Source organism: Lysobacter sp. TAB13, from assembly GCF_052113885.1.
Classification (GTDB): domain Bacteria; phylum Pseudomonadota; class Gammaproteobacteria; order Xanthomonadales; family Xanthomonadaceae; genus Lysobacter; species Lysobacter gummosus.
Genome location: NZ_JBFRDR010000254.1, coordinates 1 through 418, shown reverse-complemented (window position 1 = coordinate 418; position 418 = coordinate 1). Strand labels below are relative to the sequence as shown.

General features: G+C 62.4%; 1 protein-coding gene. It reads left to right on the top strand.

The features are described 5' to 3' along the window. Positions 1–64: 64 nt before the first annotated feature. Positions 65–418, top strand: a 354-nt coding sequence (locus tag AB4Y92_RS26055) for a hypothetical protein (protein ID WP_441822256.1), incomplete at its 3' end; no start/stop codon positions are given.

Below are 418 nucleotides of genomic sequence, written 5' to 3'. Positions count from 1 at the left end.
ATGCCAGGCTGTGATGCCGGCTGCCCACGGAGAACCTTGTCATTTCCGTCCGCGGAGCCAAGATGTGACGCTGTCATTTGCTGCGGCCGAGCTGGCCTCGCATGACATCATCGCGCCAGCAGCAGGCCCGTCGTGCGAGCGCGGTGTCGACGCCCCGGCAATCCAAGGGAACACCATGATGGACAAGGACTCTGATGCCAGTTCGCGCAGTGCGATCGATGGCGAGATCGGAATTCTCGCACGTCGCAAGATCGAGGCCGGCATCATCGCCCCGATCTACGAGGTCATGCGTGAAAAGCTGGGCGAAGAGCTGGCGCAATCTATTCTCGACACGGCGATCAGGCGGGCCGCCATTGAAACCGGCAAGGCTTTTGCGGCCAAGACCCCCGGAGGTACGACGCTGCGCACGTTCCAGGAG